Genomic DNA, 263 nt, shown 5'->3' with positions numbered 1-263 from the left:
GACACTCCCAGCACCAGCTCGCCGCGGAACATCAGGGCGATCTGGGTGCTGAACATCGGATAGCCGCGCACGAAACTCTTGGTGCCGTCGATGGGATCGACCAGCCACAGCCAGTCGCCACTGCCCGTGGTTCCCTCCTCCTCGCCGTAAATGGCGTGCTCGGGGAAGGCCTCGGTCAGCACGCGGCGGATGGCCTGCTCGCTCTCGACGTCGGCGCGGGTCACCGGCGACTCATCGGCCTTGGTGATGACCTCGAACTGGCC

1 protein-coding gene is annotated in these 263 nt (G+C 66.5%); it reads right to left on the bottom strand.

Features of this window, described 5'->3' with window-relative positions:
- Positions 1 to 263, bottom strand: a 263-nt coding sequence (locus FLQ44_RS11505) for an inositol monophosphatase family protein (RefSeq protein WP_276607854.1), incomplete at both ends; no start/stop codon positions are given.

This window comes from Vogesella mureinivorans, assembly GCF_007644035.1.
Lineage (GTDB): Bacteria > Pseudomonadota > Gammaproteobacteria > Burkholderiales > Chromobacteriaceae > Vogesella > Vogesella mureinivorans.
Note: the sequence above shows the minus strand (reverse complement) of the source record. Positions and strands in the feature narration are given on the sequence as shown.